Source organism: Streptococcus cristatus (assembly GCF_003943815.1).
GTDB lineage: Bacteria > Bacillota > Bacilli > Lactobacillales > Streptococcaceae > Streptococcus > Streptococcus cristatus_F.
The window spans coordinates 48105-64153 of the sequence record NZ_RJNA01000009.1 but is presented as its reverse complement, the minus strand read 5'-3'; the positions used below and the strand labels follow the sequence as shown (position 1 = coordinate 64153).

Below are 16049 nucleotides of genomic sequence, written 5' to 3'. Positions count from 1 at the left end.
AAAAACGAATAGATGACAAGGTATGTATATGACAATAGATTGGGAAGATTTTCTGGATCCATATATTCAGGCAGTTGGCGAGTTGAAAATCAAGCTTCGTGGCATTCGCAAACAGTATCGCAAACAGCAACGCCATTCACCGATCGAGTTTGTAACTGGTCGCGTAAAGCATATTGAAAGCATCAAGGAAAAAATGGAACTTCGCGGGATTACTGAGGAAAACTTAGCCCAAGAGATGCAGGATATTGCTGGTTTGCGTGTCATGGTTCAATTTGTAGACGATGTGGATGAGGTTTTAGAAGTTTTGCGAAATCGGACAGATATGCGTATCGTTCAGGAGCGTGATTACATCAAAAACAAAAAAGATAGTGGTTACCGTAGCTACCATGCCATTGTTGAATATCCAGTAGATACGATTAATGGAAATAAAATTATCTTGGCAGAAATTCAGATTCGTACCTTGTCCATGAACTTTTGGGCAACGATTGAGCACTCTTTAAACTATAAGTATAAAGGAGAATTTCCAGAGGAAATCAAACGGCGCTTGGAGACAACAGCTAATCTCGCCTATCAGCTAGATGAAGAGATGGGAGCTATTCGTGATGCCATCCAAGAAGCACAAGCACTCTTTGATCCTCTGCACCGCAAGCTAAATGATGGTGTTGGAAATAGTGACGATACAGATGAAGAATACAGGTAAAAAAATAGCGATTATCCGCAATCGCAAAAGGCAGAGTGAGGAAGTATTTCAAACTCTGATGCAAAAATTGCGGAAAGCAGGCTTTATCCTGACACCCAAAAATCCAGATATCGTGATTTCTGTCGGTGGTGATGGGATGCTGCTATCAGCCTTTCACAAATATGAAGAGCAGCTGGATAAGGTGCGCTTTGTCGGTGTCCATACCGGACATTTGGGTTTTTATACAGATTACCGAGACTTCGAAATCGATAAATTAGTGGAAAATCTGAAATTAGACACAGGTGCCAAGGTCTCTTATCCGATTTTAAATGTCAAGCTGACCTTTGAAAATGGGGAAACTCGGACGATTCGTGCGCTCAATGAAGCAACGATTAAACGTTCCGACAGAACCATGGTAGTTGATGTGGTCATCAATAATGTCCATTTTGAGCGTTTTAGAGGCGACGGGATTTCTGTCTCAACGCCTACTGGAAGCACAGCCTACAATAAATCATTGGGAGGAGCTGTTCTACATCCAACGATTGAAGCCTTGCAAGTGACAGAGATTGCTAGCCTCAACAATCGTGTGTATCGCACTTTGGGTTCCTCAGTTATCGTTCCTAAAAAAGATAAGATTGAGCTGCTGCCGACACGCAATGATTACTATACCATAGCGGTCGATAATCAAACGTTTTCTTATAAAAATATTATCCGTATCGAGTACCAAATCGATAATCATAAGATTAACTTTGTAGCTTCACCAAGCCATACCAGTTTTTGGAATCGCGTGAGAGACTCCTTTATCGAGGAGTGCCAAGAATGAGATTTGAGTTTATTGCGGATGAGCATGTCAAAGTCAAAACTTTTTTGAAAAAGCATGAAATTTCAAAAGCCCTTTTGGCCAAAGTGAAATTTGCAGGGGGGAATATTCTTGTCAATGGTCAATCTCAAAATGCCATTTATTTGCTGGATATTGGCGATAAGGTGACAGTAGATATCCCTTCTGAGAAGGGATTTGAAAGTCTAGAAGCCGTGGATCGTGATTTGTCGATCGTGTATGAAGATGAGCACTTTCTAGTTTTAGATAAGCCTGCCGGAGTAGCTAGTATCCCTAGTGTCAACCATTCGAATACGATGGCGAACTTTGTCAAGGCATACTATATTCGGCAAGATTATGAAAATCAGCAGGTTCACATTGTGACGAGATTGGATCGTGATACCAGTGGACTCATGCTCTTTGCAAAACATGGCTATGCTCATGCAAGACTGGATAAGCAACTGCAGAAAAAAATGATTGAAAAGCGCTATTACGCGCTCGTTCAGGGGAGCGGTGAGCTTAAACCGGAGGGAGATATAATTGCGCCAATTGGGCGCGATCCTGACAGCATTATCACCAGATGTGTGACAAAGGATGGCAAGTATGCTCATACCAGCTACAAGGTTGTGGAGCAGTTTGGCAATATCTATTTGGTAGATATTCACTTGCACACTGGACGAACCCATCAAATTCGTGTGCACTTTGCCCATCTTGGATTTCCTCTCCTTGGAGATGATCTCTATGGCGGGACTTTGGAAGCGGGAATTACACGTCAGGCCTTGCATTGTCACTCTTTATCTTTTTATAATCCATTTTTGGGAAAGCAGCTCCAATTGGAATCCCAGTTGCCGATTGATTTCCAGAATACTATTACATTGTTAACAAAAAATACTTAAAATTTTAAAGGAGAAACTCATGGAAGTTTTCGAAAGTCTAAGAGACTCAGTTGTTGGTAAAAATGTTCGTATCGTATTGCCAGAAGGGCAAGAACCGCGTATTCTTCAAGCGGTTAAACGCATAGTCAAAGAATCAGAAGTTACACCAGTTCTTTTGGGGAATCCAGATAAGATCCGTATTTACTTGGAAATCGAAAATATTATGGACGGATATGAAGTCATAGATCCTAAAAACTATGACAGAATGGAAGAGATGGTGGCGGCTCTTGTAGAGCGTCGCAAGGGCAAAATCAGTGAAGAAGAAGCTCTTGAGCTTTTAAGAACAGACGTTAATTATTTTGGGGTGATGCTAGTCTATCTCGGTATCGTAGATGGTATGGTTTCTGGCTCTATCCACTCTACAGCTGCTACAGTGCGTCCAGCCTTGCAAATCATTAAAACACGTCCAAATGTAACAAGAACTTCAGGTGCCTTCCTCATGGTGCGTGGTTCAGAACGCTATCTTTTCAGTGATTGTGCCATTAACATCAATCCTGACTCAGAAGCCTTGGCAGAAATCGCGATTAACTCAGCAGTGACAGCCAAAATGTTTGGCATTGATCCTAAGATTGCCATGCTGAGCTATTCAACTAAAGGTTCTGGCTTTGGAGAAAGCGTTGATAAAGTGGTTCAAGCGACTAAGTTGGTCCATGACTTGCGCCCAGACTTAGAAGTTGACGGGGAATTGCAATTTGACGCTGCCTTTGTACCAAGCACAGCAGCCTTGAAAGCTCCAGGAAGCAAGGTTGCAGGTAAAGCGACTGTCTTTGTCTTCCCAAGTATTGAAGCAGGAAATATCGGTTATAAAATGGCAGAGCGTTTAGGTGGATTCTCAGCAGTCGGTCCAGTTCTTCAAGGATTGAATAAGCCAGTAAACGACCTTTCACGCGGATGTAATTCAGATGACGTTTATAACTTAACACTGATTACAGCTGCACAAAGTGTTGACCAATAAAATAACTAAAAAAGATGAGTGATTCATCTTTTTTAGTCTGTTTAAGTATGAGAGAAATGGTAGATTTAAAAAAATTTGGAATTGAAATGTGGGAAGAGGAGAAAATAGCCTCTTTTCGCAAGAAATTATTGACGTGGTATGATAAAAACAAACGTGACCTGCCTTGGCGTAGAACAAACAATCCTTATCATATCTGGGTTTCTGAGATTATGTTGCAGCAAACACGTGTGGATACGGTGATTCCTTACTATGAGCGTTTTCTTGACTGGTTTCCAACTGTTGCCGACTTAGCTCAAGCGCCAGAGGAGAGACTGCTCAAAGCTTGGGAAGGGTTGGGCTATTATTCGCGGGTGCGAAATATGCAAAAGGCAGCCCAGCAGATAATGACGGATTTTGCTGGAAAATTTCCTGATAGCTATGAGGGAATTGCTAGTCTCAAAGGGATTGGTCCTTATACGGCTGGTGCCATTGCTAGTATTGCCTTTGGTCTAGCTGAGCCTGCGGTAGACGGCAATGTCATGCGGGTGCTGAGTCGATTATTCGAAGTGGATTTAGATATTGGTCAACCTAGTAATCGGAAGGTCTTTCAGGCTATGATGGAGATTCTGATTGATCCAGACAGACCTGGAGATTTTAATCAAGCGCTGATGGATCTGGGGTCAGATATTGAAGCTCCTGTTAATCCTCATCCAGAAGACAGTCCTGTAAAAGAGTTCAGCGCAGCCTATTTGCACAGAACTATGGATAAATATCCGATTAAAGCACCTAAAAAGAAGCCAGTTCCAGTCTATCTTCAAGGCTTGATTATCGAAAATGAGCAAGGACAATTCTTGCTTGAAAAAAATGAGGCTGCTGGCTTGTTATCCGGTTTTTGGCATTTTCCCTTGATTGAAGTCGAGGAATTTCAAACTGAAAATCAGATGTCTCTGTTTGAAGTCGCTGAAAATCAGCCCAGTCTGGACTTGTCTCCTCAAGAAAGCTTTGAGCAGGATTATGAGTTGATTGTCGATTGGCAGCAAGAGTCCTTTTCAAAAGTGCAGCATGTTTTCAGTCATCGCAAGTGGCATATCCAGCTGGTTTATGGTCGAGTCAAGGATAGCCAGCACGAAGCTGAGGGAGAGGTCTTGTGGCTTGATCCAGAAGAATTTGGAAAGTACCCCTTTGCCAAGCCCCAGCAGAAGATGTGGGAGGCTTTTAGGAACGTAAAAATAAGTAAAAAATCTGAGACCTAAAGAGTCTCAGATTTTTTTGAATCAATTTTACAAGTTTGCAAAAGCTTTAATTTCATCTGCAGTCATAGAAGAATCACAACGAACAGCAACTTGGCCGTCTTGAACATGCACAAAACCAGGAACCGTCGGAATGCTGTATTCTGAACGAAAGGCTTGCAGTTTCTCTAATTCGCTAGCTTCTTCGCTGTTGATAAAGAAAATATGCGCCTTGGTATCAGCGACAACACCTGCAAGAGTAGCAGCGAATTTACGGCAGTAAGGGCAAGTTTTGCGACCTACAAAGAAAGTTGCAGTTTCTTTGTCAGCAATCGCTTGACGAGCTCGGTCAACAGTTGTGACTTCCAAGTCTTTAATATTTTGAGCAAATTGTTCCATAAATAATCCTCATTTCTTTTGATAAAACTAGTATGCCATAAAAAGTAGAAAAATGCATGATTTGGAAACGAAAAACCAGAGAATCTGAACTTTATTCTCTGGTTAATAAGATTATTTTATTTGATAAAGGCGTTAATTTCTGCTTCAATAGCAGCAATTTTTGCTTGAGCATCTTCATTGCTGTCGCCGACAACGGCAATGTAGAACTTGATTTTTGGCTCTGTTCCAGATGGGCGGACAGCAATCCAAGAACCATTAGCCAAGGTGTATTTCAGCACATCGCTTGGAGGAGTTGTCAAGTTTGTAACAGTACCATCTGTAGCAGTAGCAGTTTGAGCCTTAAAGTCTTCTACGACAGTAATAGCTGTTTGGTTCCATTCTTTTGGAGCATTGTTACGGAACTTAGCCATGATAGCCTTGATTTGCTCAGCACCATCAACACCTGAAAGGGTAACAGAGATCGTCTTTTCTGCGTAGTAGCCGTATTCTTTATAGATTTCTTCGATACCGTCAGCCAGAGTCAAACCACGAGAACGGTAGTAGGCCGCAAGCTCAGCAACGACCAAAACAGCTTGGATTGCATCTTTATCACGTACGAATGGTTTGATCAAGTAACCAAAGCTTTCTTCAAACCCCATCATGTAAGTGTGATTGTGTTTTTCTTCGAATTCTTGGATCTTTTCAGCGATAAATTTGAAACCAGTCAAGACGTTGAACATGGTTGCGCCATAGCTTTCGGCAATCTTAGTCACTAGGTCAGTAGAAACGATTGACTTGCAGAGAGCAGCGTTAGCTGGCAGAGTTCCTGCACTCTTATGAGCTTCTAGGATGTACTTAGCCATGATAGCCCCGATTTGGTTACCTGAAAGGTTGAGGTAGCTACCATCTTTTTGAAGAACTTCCACACCAACACGGTCAGCATCTGGGTCAGTTGCGACCAAGACATCTGCACCAACTTTACGGCCCAATTCTTCAGCTAAGGCAAAGGCTGCTTGGCTTTCAGGGTTTGGAGACTTAACAGTAGAGAAGTCTGGATCAGCTACAGCCTGAGCTTCAACGACTTGCACAGAGTCAAATCCAGCTTGTGCCAAAGCGCGACGAGCCAGCATTTCACCAGTACCGTGCAACGGAGTATAGACAATCTTCATGTCCTTGCCGTATTCATCAATTAATTTTTGGTTGATATTGACATCTTTAACTTCCTTGAGGTATTCAGCATCAACAGCATCGCCAATCACTTCAATCAAGCCAGAAGCTTTTTCAGCTTCCACATCAGCAACCTCGATAGCAAAAGGATTTTCAATCGCACGGATGTAGTCAGTCAATGCATCTGCATCATGCGGAGGCATTTGTCCGCCGTCTTCACCATATACCTTGTAGCCGTTAAATGGAGCAGGGTTATGGCTGGCTGTAATCATGATACCAGCAAAAGTTCCCAAATGACGTACCGCAAATGAAAGTTCTGGAGTTGGGCGCAGGCTTTCAAAGACATAGGACTTGATGCCATGTTTAGCCAAGACTGCAGCAGATTCAAAAGCAAATTCTGGTGAGAAATGACGAGAGTCATAAGCAATCGCAACACCGCGTTTTTTGAACTCATCTCCTTTTTCTTCAATCAAGCGTGCCAAACCTTCGGTTGCCTGACGGACAACATAGATATTGATACGGTTGGTACCCGCACCGATCAAACCACGCATACCAGCAGTACCAAACTCAAGGTTTGTATAAAAGGCATCTTCCTTAGTTTTTTCGTCCATACCTTCTAACTCTTTCCGAAGATAGTCAGGAAGTTCAGCGAAATCAAGCCATTTTTTGAAGTTTTCTTGATAGGTCATAGATGGAGTCTCCTTTATATTTAAAATAGAAAATCACCGCGTCTTTAAGGATAAGCCGCAAGATTTTCTTGTTTGTTTAATCGCTTTCATTGTAACATATTTTCATAATTTTTGAAAGTGCTGACTTAAAAAATAATGAAATCCTTTGAAAAAGTGAACAAAAATAGAGTAAAAAAATAATCACTTAAGTGATTATTTTTTTAGTTTTTCAAGTGCTGGAACGATTGCAACTGTAAGGATAGCAGAAATAATCATTTCTGAGATTGCATTAGCTGAAAAAATCAATGCAAGCATGGCTCTGATGTCTCCATTGTAAACAGATGAAAATAGAATGAAAATTCCTCCGAGAACGAAGATGGTGTTAGTCATTGAGCCCACGGCACCAGCTAAAACTAAACCTGGCTTAGTTTTCATCCATTTGTAGACAAAATACGGGGTGATTCCGATTAGAATACGTGGAACCATAGCAATCATCAATGAATTGATGCTTCCGTTTTCTACAAAAGGACTGAAGAGGTAGCTAGTTGGTAGCAGGACAACAGTGTTGGTCACAACACTGATTACCCCCATCAGAGCTCCAAGAACAGCTCCAATTCGCGGTCCGTAGATAATACTAGCGATAATGACTGGAATATGAATAATGGTCGGTTTAATAGGAACCGGTAGTAGGTTGAAAATAACAGAGCTCAGCAGATGGAGCACTAACATAATAGCAAAAAAGATAGCAATTTGCGCGATACTAGATTGTTTTCTCATTTATAATTTCCTTTACTTTTTCTATAATAATATTGACATCAGCTAGAGCGCCAGTCCCATGATCTCCGCAAGCTAGAACAGCTTCACGCGGTTCGATAATCTCCCAGCCAAATTTTTTTAATCTTTCCAAATTGTGCTGAGTTAGTGGATTTTCATACATCTTGGTATTCATGGCTGGTGCGATGGCTTTTTTGACATGAGATGGGAGAGCAAGGGCTGTAGCGGTTACCATATTATCCGCTAGACCATTAGCCAGTTTGGCGATGGTATTAGCTGTTGCGGGAGCGACTAAGAAAAGATTTGTTTCTTTACCGGTTTCAATATGGTTGACTTTGTCTGGCCTCGGCTCGTCCATAAGGTCAAGGGAAACAGGATTTTTTGATAAAACCTGTAAGGTCAGCGGGGTGATAAAGTGACTGGCAGCTTCCGTCATAAGAACAGACACACTGTAGCCTAGCTTGCCCAGCTGGCTCGTAATATCTGCTGCTTTATAGGCCGAAATACTGCCCGTGACAGCGAGAGTAACATGGATCATGAACTGTCTCCTTTCTGGATATGGCTTAACAATTGTTCAGCAATTTCTGCCTTGGAGAAAGCTTCTGTGATAGTGACTGCTCCTAGGAGATAGGCGTGGTGTTGCCCGCTAGAAATTTCAGTCAAATCGTTGGCTACAATTAATTCAGCTTGATTTTTTTCAAGGCTGGCTCTAGCAGTAGACAGTAACTCTTCTTTAGAAACACCTACCAAGAGCTTAAAGCCAACCAATCGAATATTGGGATTCCATTCCTTGACCTTGCTGATGATTTTAGGATTTTTCTTGAGGAAAAGTACCTGATAGTCATCAGTAGACGAAATCTTACTTTCAGAATTACTTTTTTCCAGAAACTCTGTCACATCTGAACTAGCAAGAACCTCCTCAAATCTTGCCATGTACACTGGTTTATAGTCAGAAACAGCCATTGAATGAATGAGCACATCATGAGCTGGTACCAGCTCTTCCATGGCTGTCAGGAGCTGCTCTGTATCTTCGATAATCTTAATCGTTAGTTTTTCATGCGGATCCGGTTTAACAGCTTTTGCCGTTGTCAGCAGAGTCACCGAAGCACCCTCTGCCAAACAATGCTCAGCTATCATTTTCCCAAGTTGACCCGTCGAATGATTGGTGATAGAGCGGACTTGGTCGATTTTTTCACTCGTTCCGCCAGAGGTAATCAATATATTCATAGCTTTATTCTACAAGAAAAAATGAATTTAGTAAAATAAAATTAACTTAAGGTTCAATTTAGTCAAACTTATTTTTTCACTAAAGAAGATGTATTGTATGAAAAAAAAATTGAAGTAATTACCGAACATTATGTTGCTATTGGAGTTTAAATGTGCAGTTTTATATCATATTTGTTATAATAGTTTTATCAAATTAGAGGAGTTCCTTAATGAAAACAGATATCGAAATTGCTCAGAGTGTTGAATTACAGCCTATTGTGGATGTAGTAAAAAAGGTTGGTATTGATTACGAGGACTTGGAGCTGTATGGAAAGTACAAGGCCAAGCTCAGTTTTGACAAGATTCGTGAAGTAGCAGAAAATCCTATCGGCAAGCTGATTTTGGTAACGGCAATCAATCCGACACCTGCTGGAGAAGGCAAGTCTACCATCACCATTGGACTAGCTGATGCGCTCAATAAAATTGGCAAGAAAACGATGATTGCTATCCGCGAACCGTCTTTGGGGCCTGTTATGGGAATCAAAGGAGGCGCAGCAGGTGGCGGTCACGCGCAAGTTTTACCGATGGAAGACATCAACCTGCATTTCACTGGTGACATGCACGCCATTACGACTGCTAATAATGCTCTGTCTGCTCTCATCGATAATCATTTGCATCAGGGAAATGAGCTGGGTATCGACCAACGTCGTATTATCTGGAAACGTGTTGTGGACCTAAATGACCGAGCACTGCGCCATGTGACGGTTGGCTTAGGCAGCCCACTCAACGGTATTCCGCGCGAAGATGGTTTTGATATCACGGTTGCTTCTGAAATCATGGCGATTCTTTGCTTGGCAACGGATATTGAAGATTTGAAAAATCGCTTGGCTAACATTGTTATCGGTTATCGTTATGACCGCACACCAGTCTACGTTCGCGACCTTGAAGTAGAAGGGGCTCTGGCTTTAGTCTTGAAAGATGCGATTAAGCCAAATCTGGTACAGACTATTTACGGAACACCAGCCTTTGTCCACGGCGGACCGTTTGCCAATATCGCCCATGGCTGTAACTCGGTCTTGGCGACTAGTACAGCGCTGCGTTTGGCTGATTATACGGTGACAGAAGCCGGATTCGGTGCGGACCTTGGTGCTGAGAAATTCTTGGATATTAAGACTCCAAACTTGCCAACATCTCCAGATGCAGTGGTAATTGTCGCAACACTTCGTGCTCTTAAGATGAATGGTGGCGTTGCTAAGGATGCACTTACTGAAGAAAATGTTGAGGCGGTCCGAGCTGGCTTTGCCAATCTCAAACGTCACGTTGAAAATATCCGTAAGTTCGGTATTCCAGCGGTAGTAGCTATCAATGAATTTGTCTCTGATACGGAAGCTGAAATTGCTGCTCTTAAGGAACTCTGTGCAGAAATCGGGGTACCGGTTGAGCTTGCTAGTGTCTGGGCTGATGGCGCTGAAGGTGGTGTGGCTCTGGCTGAGACTGTTGTCAAAACCATTGACAAAAATCTAGCACACTACACTCGTCTCTATGACAATGACTCAACAATTGAAGCGAAAATCGAGAAGATTGTTACTGAAATCTATCGCGGTTCAAAAGTAAACTTTGAGAAAAAAGCGCAGACTCAGATTCGGGAAATTGTCAAGAATGGCTGGGACAAACTGCCAATCTGCATGGCCAAAACCCAATATAGCTTCTCAGATAATCCTGCTGCTTTAGGCGCGCCAGAAAACTTTGAAATTACCATTCGTGAATTGGTACCAAAACTTGGGGCAGGCTTTATCGTGGCTTTGACAGGAGATGTCATGACCATGCCAGGATTGCCGAAACGCCCAGCTGCACTTAATATGGATGTGGCAGCAGACGGTACAGCCATTGGTTTGTTCTAATTGAATTTAAGATATAAGAAGAGGTTGGGCTAAAAAGAGCCTAGCCTCTCTTTTTTAGACTTAAATTCCAGATATTTTGATATAATAAAGCCATATTCCCATCACCTAGTTTTTGCTCATAGGAGGATGAACATTGAAAAAAAGAAGTCTCAAACAGGAATTAATTTACCTTGCCTCAGGGGAATCAATAAGTGTTGTGTTATTTTGTATCGTGTATGTCCTGTATACGAAATCAGAGACCCGATTTGCCACATCTAGTGCAGTCCTTTATTTTCCATTGTTAATTCTTAATCTGATATTGGTTCAAGGTTCCATCTATTGGCTTAACTGTTTAAGACGAATCCAAAAGAAGAAGGCCCTGAAAGCTCAACTACTTGTACCTCTTTATAAAGGATTAAAAGTGCTAGATTTAATGATGCTGCTTGCATATATACCGATTTGGATCTGGTCTTTTAGAGTGAGTAGTAGCAGTAATATTATTATTGGAGTTTTACTTTGGTTGTTTGCCATCATTGAATTTGTTAATTATTTTTACTATCGCCTATCTTACTATACAATGGGTGGCCTAGGACTGCAAGTGATGAGGCCTATCAAATTATTGTTGATGGGAAAAGCTGCCAAATCGCAAATTGCAAAAGAAATTTCCTTATACGAAAAAAATATGGAGCATAAATAATGAAAAAGAAATACCTATTAATAGCTCTTTTGAGTATTGGTCTTTTGACCTTGACCGGTTGTCAGGCCGTTGAAAATTGGTTCAAAAATGCCAAGGAAGAATGGCTGGGGCTGGAGATGACGGTTCGCACCTATGATGAAAATTCCCAACTCATAGACCAGATGTCAGGGAAGTCCCTGTCCATCTCGCGTAACGAGGAGTTTGACTCAGTTGATGCAGAAGGGAATTCCAAAGAAGACTCATCTGTCCTCAAAATCACCTTGGGTAAGTATGAGATTGACCATGTGGGCTCTTCCTTGATTGCAGAAGAAAAGGGCTTGAAAGATGTCTTTGCTCAATATCAAAAGACTGCAGATGTTGAGGAGAATAGCCATGCAGTCCCTGTTTTAAATCGCATGATTTCTGCTTTTAAAAACGACTTTAACGGCAAGAAGAAGGTCATTCTGATTCGCTCTCAAAATGGCACTCCACTGGCAGCTTATGCTGGGGACCGAGTCTCTCTCGATAAATCTGATGCTCCCAAAACCTCTGAGTTGCTGATTGACGGCAAGCGCCTCTTGATTTATCGCTGTGACTACACTATTTACGACCGTGAATTGCTGGAGTAAGCTATGGATGTAGAGGAATTACTTGAAAATCTGAAAGCTGTAGCTAATCCTGACGATGCGGTAGCCATGAAAGCCTATATGAAAAACAAATTTGAGTTTCTAGGAGTCAAGACTCCAGCTAGGAGGAAACTCGCAAAGAATTTTTGCAAACAGCAGACTGACTCCGTCATTGATTGGGCTTTTATAAATGAATCTTGGGACAATCCCTATCGAGAATTGCAGTATGCCGCGCTAGATTATCTGGAAATTCGCAAGAAGCTCTTGACCCCATCTGACTTGCCACGTTTGAAAAAGCTTGCCCAAACAAAATCTTGGTGGGATACTATTGACTTTTTGGACCGCTTGGTCGGATCCATCATTGCCCGATTTCCAGAAACCAAAGAGATTATTTTAGTTTGGAGTCGTGATGAGGATATCTGGCTGCGGCGCTTGGCTATTGATCATCAGCTGTTGCGAAAAGAGGAAACAGACACGGAGCTGTTGGAGAAAATTTTAGTGAATAATCTTGGTCAAACAGAATTCTTTATTAACAAGGCCATCGGCTGGGCGCTGAGAGATTATTCCAAAACCAATCCAGACTGGGTCAGAGATTTTATTGAGCGGCATCAGGCAGAAATGGCTGCACTTAGTATTCGAGAGGGAAGTAAGTATCTGTGATGGTTGACCAATCTTTATGGCTTGACATTTTCTACGCTATAGCTTATGATAGATAGGTGCGATGAGTCGATATGCAGATTTTCTGCAAATTGAAGCATGGGAGGTCATAACGCAGGAGCGGACCTTGATCAGTTGTGTGAACCTGCTGATCACACGAAAGTGCCCTTATCCCCAGTCTACGGATTGGGGATTTTTCTATGTCTCTTAGATTGGCGAGACCATTGGTCGAAGCTGATCCTAGAGACATTGATACTGAGACGGTCGTCGTCGTGAGTGCTATTGCTCTTGATGAAACCAGTCCGCAGGACGAAGTTAAGTCTTAGAGCAATGGATGCAGTTTTGTTTGTGAGAACAAAATCTGTAAACCCTGAAACTTCTCTTAGAAATGCAAGACAGTTATCCGCGGCTGAGCTTAGAGACATTGATATTGAGGAGGTCAGCATTGTGAGAGCTGCATATTTCGACAAAATAAGGACATAATCCTTTAGAAATATTTGCATTTTTCCTTAAAAATAGTATAATACTAGAATATACAAAATTTTTAGAAAATTCAGAGGTGGATTGTATGGGATATACAGTTGCTGTAGTTGGTGCCACTGGTGCTGTTGGCGCTCAAATGATTAAAATGCTGGAAGAATCAACACTTCCAATTGATAAGATCCGTTATTTGGCTTCTGCTCGTTCAGCTGGTAAGGTTCTTCAGTTCAAGGGACAAGATGTTACTATCGAAGAAACAACAGAAACTGCCTTTGAAGGCGTAGACATCGCTCTTTTCTCAGCTGGTGGCTCTACTTCAGCAAAATATGCTCCGTATGCAGTTAAAGCTGGTGCAGTCGTAGTGGACAATACCTCATATTTCCGCCAAAATCCTGATGTGCCTCTGGTTGTTCCAGAAGTAAACGCTCATGCACTAGATCAGCATAAAGGGATTATCGCCTGCCCTAACTGTTCAACAATCCAAATGATGGTGGCTCTTGAGCCTGTTCGTCAAAAATGGGGCTTGGACCGTATCATCGTTTCAACTTACCAGGCTGTTTCAGGTGCAGGTATGGGAGCTATTCTCGAAACGCAACGTGAACTTCGTGAAGTGTTGAATGATGGTGTTGCCCCACGTGATTTGCATGCGGAAATCCTACCTTCTGGTGGTGACAAGAAGCATTATCCAATTGCCTTCAACGCTCTTCCACAAATCGATGTCTTTACTGACAACGACTACACTTACGAAGAGATGAAGATGACTAAGGAAACTAAGAAAATCATGGAAGATGACAGCATTGCAGTATCTGCAACATGTGTGCGTATTCCCGTCTTGTCAGCTCACTCTGAGTCTGTTTACATCGAAACGAAAGAAGTGGCTCCAATTGAAGAAGTCAAGGCAGCCATTGCAGCTTTCCCAGGTGCTGTTCTTGAAGATGACGTAGCTCACCAAATCTACCCTCAAGCAATTAATGCAGTTGGTTCACGCGATACTTTTGTAGGTCGTATCCGCAAAGACTTGGATGCAGAAAAAGGAATTCACATGTGGGTTGTTTCAGACAACCTTCTTAAAGGAGCGGCATGGAATTCTGTCCAAATCGCTGAAACTCTTCATGAGCGTGGCTTGGTTCGTCCAACAGAAGAAGTCGTTTTTGAATTAAAATAAGCTGTCTAAAAATACGTGACAGGTCGAGGATTGAATATCTGTCATTCAATCCTCTTTTCATACAAAGAGAGGTAAGTCTATGGCATACGCAGATTTGAAGAATTGTAAAATCATCACAGCTTTCATTACGCCTTTTCATGAAGATGGCTCCATCAATTTTGAGGCCATTCCAGATTTGATTGAGCACCTTTTGGCTCATCATACAGATGGGATTTTGCTAGCTGGAACGACTGCAGAGAGTCCAACCCTGACCCACGATGAAGAATTAGAGCTTTTTGCGGCTGTTCAAAATATTGTCAAGGGGCGCGTTCCTTTGATAGCTGGTGTCGGTACCAACGAAACGCGCGACTCCATTGAATTTGTCAAAGAAGTAGATGCCTTTGGTGGTTTTGCGGCTGGTTTGGCCATTGTCCCCTATTACAATAAACCGTCTCAAGAAGGCATGTATCAGCATTTTAAAGCCATTGCGGATGCTTCAAACCTGCCGATTATTATCTATAATATCCCAGGACGGGTAGTGGTTGAGATGACACCTGAGACTATGTTGAGGCTGGCAGAACACCCAAATATTATTGGCGTGAAAGAATGTACCAGTCTGGCAAATATGGCTTATTTGATTGAGCATCGTCCAGAGGAGTTCCTGATTTATACGGGTGAGGATGGCGATGCCTTTCATGCTATGAATCTGGGGGCTGATGGAGTTATTTCCGTTGCTTCTCATACAAATGGTGATGAAATGTTTGAAATGCTGGATGCTATCGAGCACAATGACATTAAAAAAGCAGCAGCAATCCAACGGAAATTCATCCCTAAAGTCAATGCCCTGTTCTCTTACCCAAGCCCTGCTCCGGTCAAGGCCGTCCTCAATTACATGGGCTTTGCAGCTGGTCCAACCCGCTTACCGCTTGTGCCAGCTCCTGAAGAAGATGCCAAACGTATTATCAAGGTTGTGGTTGATGGCGATTATGAGGCGACCAAAGAGACTGTTAAAGGGGTTCTAAGACCAGATTATTGATCGGCAATTTTGGTTTAGATTTTATATAGATAAGTAAGGTGTGATTAAATAGTATGACAGAAAAGCATAGTCAACGAATCGAAGAGTACAAAGCAAAGCGCAGTCTGGAAAAACTTGAGGGGAAGAAAGTTTACGACAAGCCAATTATTCGAACTGGTGATAAGGCAAGTTTTTATGGCGCAGGTCTAACTTTGTTAGGATTTGGTCTGGGGGCTCTTTATCTACTTCTTAACCTTATAACAGATTGGGATTTAAAACTTTTCTCTCTTATCTGGGAAACGCTTGCTGGATTAGGGATTGTTGTCAGTCTGTTCGGGGCTTTTAAAATCGGTCGGTTAGAGTTGCATACTGTATCAATGATAGCCGACAAAGAGAAGAATTTTGACATTAAAAGAGCTTTCAATCTTTATAATGTCATCCACAAACCGACTAAGAAAGTTTTACTTCAACACGATAGTGAGGATGATAGTTTGATTTCTCTAAACGCTGGCGGAGACTTATTGGTTGAGCTCCTAAAGAAAGTTGAGGAAGAGAAATTGCCTTTTAATAAGATTGACAAAACTCTGAAATTAGAAGAAGTGTCTGAAAATCATTGGAGAATGCAATATCGTTACAAGAAACAAGACATTGTATTAGAGCAAAGTGGTATATAGTATATGTATTATTAGCTTGATCTAAAAGGACCAGTACTTATAGTTCTCTGAAAAATATTTCAAAAGGATTGCAGTTGAATGGCGCCTCAAACGTTAGATAACATTCTAAA

At 41.9% G+C, this 16049-nt stretch carries 18 protein-coding genes; 13 read left to right on the top strand and 5 right to left on the bottom strand.

What is annotated here, in order from left to right:
- The first annotated feature begins 28 nt into the window (after positions 1–28).
- The 5 genes from yjbM to mutY are packed head-to-tail and all read left to right on the top strand — an operon-like array spanning position 29 to position 4618.
- Complete coding sequence (gene yjbM / locus D8872_RS07120; protein WP_125390452.1) at positions 29–700, top strand: GTP diphosphokinase; 672 nt, start codon at positions 29–31, stop codon at positions 698–700.
- A complete protein-coding gene (locus tag D8872_RS07115; protein WP_185761404.1) occupies positions 684–1502 on the top strand; it encodes an NAD kinase in 819 nt (272 codons plus the stop codon). Before yjbM ends, D8872_RS07115 begins: the two co-directional genes overlap by 17 nt.
- Entirely contained in the window at positions 1499–2392 is an 894-nt protein-coding gene (locus D8872_RS07110) for an RluA family pseudouridine synthase (RefSeq protein WP_125390450.1), read from the top strand. Before D8872_RS07115 ends, D8872_RS07110 begins: the two co-directional genes overlap by 4 nt.
- 19 nt (positions 2393–2411) lie before the next feature.
- Complete coding sequence (gene pta / locus D8872_RS07105) at positions 2412–3386, top strand: phosphate acetyltransferase (RefSeq protein WP_125371938.1); 975 nt, start codon at positions 2412–2414, stop codon at positions 3384–3386.
- A 56-nt stretch (positions 3387–3442) separates the two neighbouring features.
- Positions 3443–4618 carry an A/G-specific adenine glycosylase gene (mutY, locus tag D8872_RS07100; RefSeq protein ID WP_125390449.1) on the top strand — a complete coding sequence of 392 codons (1176 nt, stop codon included), beginning with the start codon at positions 3443–3445 and terminating at the stop codon, positions 4616–4618.
- Positions 4619–4645: 27 nt separating this feature from the next.
- Here mutY and D8872_RS07095 read toward each other — a convergent pair whose 3' ends face one another.
- The 5 genes from D8872_RS07095 to D8872_RS07075 all read right to left on the bottom strand — a co-directional run bounded on the left by D8872_RS07095 (position 4646) and on the right by D8872_RS07075 (position 8808).
- Entirely contained in the window at positions 4646–4993 is a 348-nt protein-coding gene (locus D8872_RS07095; protein WP_125390448.1) for a DUF6568 family protein, read from the bottom strand.
- 116 nt (positions 4994–5109) lie between these two features.
- Entirely contained in the window at positions 5110–6828 is a 1719-nt protein-coding gene (locus D8872_RS07090) for a phospho-sugar mutase (RefSeq protein ID WP_125390447.1), read from the bottom strand.
- Positions 6829–7020: 192 nt separating this feature from the next.
- Positions 7021–7584: an ECF transporter S component gene (locus D8872_RS07085; protein ID WP_125390446.1), complete on the bottom strand. Its 564-nt coding sequence runs from the start codon at positions 7582–7584 to the stop codon at positions 7021–7023.
- On the bottom strand, positions 7568–8119 hold the full coding sequence (coaC, locus tag D8872_RS07080; protein ID WP_125390445.1) for a phosphopantothenoylcysteine decarboxylase: 552 nt from the start codon (positions 8117–8119) through the stop codon (positions 7568–7570). The genes D8872_RS07085 and coaC overlap by 17 nt, the downstream gene beginning before the upstream one ends.
- Complete coding sequence (locus D8872_RS07075; protein ID WP_125390444.1) at positions 8116–8808, bottom strand: phosphopantothenate--cysteine ligase; 693 nt, start codon at positions 8806–8808, stop codon at positions 8116–8118. The genes coaC and D8872_RS07075 overlap by 4 nt, the downstream gene beginning before the upstream one ends.
- A 209-nt stretch (positions 8809–9017) precedes the next feature.
- Here D8872_RS07075 and D8872_RS07070 point away from each other — a divergent pair, with 209 nt between their 5' ends.
- From D8872_RS07070 to D8872_RS07030, 8 genes are all read left to right on the top strand, one after another.
- Entirely contained in the window at positions 9018–10688 is a 1671-nt protein-coding gene (locus tag D8872_RS07070; protein WP_125390443.1) for a formate--tetrahydrofolate ligase, read from the top strand.
- A 133-nt stretch (positions 10689–10821) separates the two neighbouring features.
- Positions 10822–11364, top strand: coding sequence for a hypothetical protein (locus tag D8872_RS07065; RefSeq protein ID WP_125390442.1), 543 nt, complete (start codon positions 10822–10824; stop codon positions 11362–11364).
- On the top strand, positions 11361–11972 hold the full coding sequence (locus tag D8872_RS07060; RefSeq protein WP_125390441.1) for a DUF5052 family protein: 612 nt from the start codon (positions 11361–11363) through the stop codon (positions 11970–11972). The genes D8872_RS07065 and D8872_RS07060 overlap by 4 nt, the downstream gene beginning before the upstream one ends.
- A 3-nt stretch (positions 11973–11975) precedes the next feature.
- Positions 11976–12629 carry a DNA alkylation repair protein gene (locus D8872_RS07055; protein WP_125390440.1) on the top strand — a complete coding sequence of 218 codons (654 nt, stop codon included), beginning with the start codon at positions 11976–11978 and terminating at the stop codon, positions 12627–12629.
- Positions 12630–12826: 197 nt separating this feature from the next.
- Positions 12827–12952, top strand: a complete 126-nt coding sequence (locus D8872_RS11040; protein WP_260471688.1) for a hypothetical protein — start codon at positions 12827–12829, stop codon at positions 12950–12952.
- 242 nt (positions 12953–13194) lie between these two features.
- Complete coding sequence (locus tag D8872_RS07040; RefSeq protein ID WP_125390439.1) at positions 13195–14271, top strand: aspartate-semialdehyde dehydrogenase; 1077 nt, start codon at positions 13195–13197, stop codon at positions 14269–14271.
- Positions 14272–14350: 79 nt separating this feature from the next.
- Entirely contained in the window at positions 14351–15286 is a 936-nt protein-coding gene (gene dapA, locus D8872_RS07035; protein WP_125390438.1) for a 4-hydroxy-tetrahydrodipicolinate synthase, read from the top strand.
- A gap of 53 nt (positions 15287–15339) precedes the next feature.
- Positions 15340–15939 (top strand): hypothetical protein, encoded by a 600-nt coding sequence (locus D8872_RS07030; protein WP_125390437.1) that lies wholly within the window; start codon positions 15340–15342, stop codon positions 15937–15939.
- The last annotated feature ends 110 nt before the right edge of the window (positions 15940–16049 follow it).